The organism is Cellulosimicrobium sp. NPDC057127 (assembly GCF_042670945.1).
GTDB lineage: Bacteria > Actinomycetota > Actinomycetes > Actinomycetales > Cellulomonadaceae > Cellulosimicrobium.
Window position 1 is genome coordinate 25,854 of the sequence record NZ_JBHUUP010000024.1, and the last position, 2,071, is coordinate 27,924.

The window sequence follows — 2,071 nt, forward strand, 5'->3', positions numbered from 1 at the left end:
CCGACGACGGGGCGCGCGTGCGCGCCGTCCTGCTCGACGGCGACCGTGTCGCGGGCACGTCGGAGCCGGTGAGCCTGCACGTCACGGCGAAGCCGGACCCCGAGCCAGAGCCGGACCCCGGCACGGACCCGTCCGAGCCGAACCGTGACTTCGTCCTCGACCGCGGGCACGTCGACGGCTTCGAGACCACCTACGACACAGCGAGCAAGAAGCTCGTGCTGTCGGTCAAGGACGACACCCGGATCTATGAGCCGCGCTCGGTGTACCGCTCGCCCGACGACGTCACGATCGCCTACGCCGACGAGCGCGGCGTGCAGCGACTCCCCGCCGCCGAGGGGTCGTGGTCGTTCCTCGGCGAGCACGGCGGCGCCGACGCCTGGGTCGGCACCCAGAGCGGCGACCAGCAGGAGTTCCTGCCGTGGGTCGGCTGGAGCACCGAGCGCCTGCTGTCCTCGCTCGAGGGCACGGGCATCACGCCGGCCTCGGGCAGCCCCGTGACGCTCGACGTCGCGGTCGAGGGCCCCGGTGACGTCTTCACGTTCCAGAACGACTCGTTCGGCAACCCGATGAACCGGTACGTCGACACGACGCGGTCCGCGCGCGGCACCATCCCCGTCACGGCGAACGCGCACGTGCACACCAACTGGATCTTCACGGCCGCGGGGGACTACCGGCTGACCGTGACGCCGAGCATGGAGGTGGCGGACGGTCGGACGATCGCCGGCGAGTCCGCGGAGTACCACGTGCGGGTCGGCGCCTACGTGCCGCCGTGGGAGCCGCTCACGGACGCGGAGCTCACCGACGCCAACCGCGGCGACGTCGAGCTCGCGGCCTCCTCGGTCGCGCTGGGCGACGACGTGATCGTGACGTCGCCGTCCCTCGCGGACGGGGAGGAGGTCGTCGCGTACGTCTACTCCGAGCCCACGAGCGCGGGTACCGCCTCGGCGCTGGGCGGCGCGGTCGACGTGACCGTCCCCGCCTCCGTCGGGACGGGAGAGCACAAGCTCGCGATCTACGACTCGGCGTCCGGCGACCTCGTCGGCTGGGCCCCGTTCGTCGCGACCCCAGCGGACGCGCAGAACCCGGGCGGCGGCACCGGCGGGGGCGCCGGTGGCGGCGCGGGCGGCGGTACGGCCGACGACGACCAGGGACCGGGCGCAGGTGCGCCGGCCCCCGAGCAGTGCATCCCGACGCCGGTCACGAGCCAGGTCCGGACGGCCGCGCCGGGCGGCGTGACCGACGGGCACTTCGACTTCGGCTCGCGGGTCGAGGACGGCGGGCTCGTGGCCACCGTGAAGGACGACCGCAAGCAGCCGGCGAGCTGGGTCGACCCCGGGTCGCTGACGTTCCGCCTCGACGAGACGGCGCAGGACGAGGTCCCGGCCGGCTCGAGCTTCGCGTTCCTCGGCGAGGCAGGGTCGACGATCTGGTCGATCGGGCAGGTCCAGGAGTCCGGCGTGCCCTGGCTCGGCTGGAACACGCAGCACCCGACGCTCGTCGAGGCGGCGTCCGGGCCGGTCACCTACCGGCTCGACGCGGTCGACGGACCCGGTGAGCTCGGCGTCTACGCGACCGGCAACTTCGGGGGCGTGGGCCAGAAGTTCTTCGGGACGATGGCCGGGTTCGGCAAGAGCACCGAGGTCACGCTCAACCAGCACGTGCACGCCAACTGGGCATTCACCGAGCCCGGCGTGTACAAGGTGACGTTCACCCTGTCCGTCCCCCTCACGAGCGGCGGCACCGCGTCCGACACCGCGACGCTCACGTTCTCCGTCGGGGACGCGTCCGGCACGACGACGAAGACCACGTACGTGGGGCGTACCGCCTCCGGCGAGGAGTGCGAGCTGAGCGCGGAGCAGAAGGCCGCGCTGGCGTCCACCGGCGCGGACCCGGTGTCCGCGCTCACCCTGGGCGCGCTGCTCCTGGTCACCGGCGGCGTGCTGTACGGCGTCGCGCGACGTCGTCGGAACGCGTACCCGCTCGGCTGACACCCCGGACACCGGACCCCGGACCCCGGCCTCGCGGCGCCCCCCCCCCCCCCCCCACCCCCACGCCCCCCCCCCCCGCCCCC

1 protein-coding gene is annotated in these 2,071 nt (G+C 74.0%); it reads left to right on the forward strand.

The genetic code is table 11. The annotated features are described in order from the left end of the window. Positions 1-1,988, forward strand: a 1,988-nt coding sequence (locus ACFTZA_RS16540; RefSeq protein ID WP_378197401.1) for a TIGR03773 family transporter-associated surface protein, incomplete at its 5' end; no start/stop codon positions are given. Positions 1,989-2,071 lie beyond the last annotated feature (83 nt).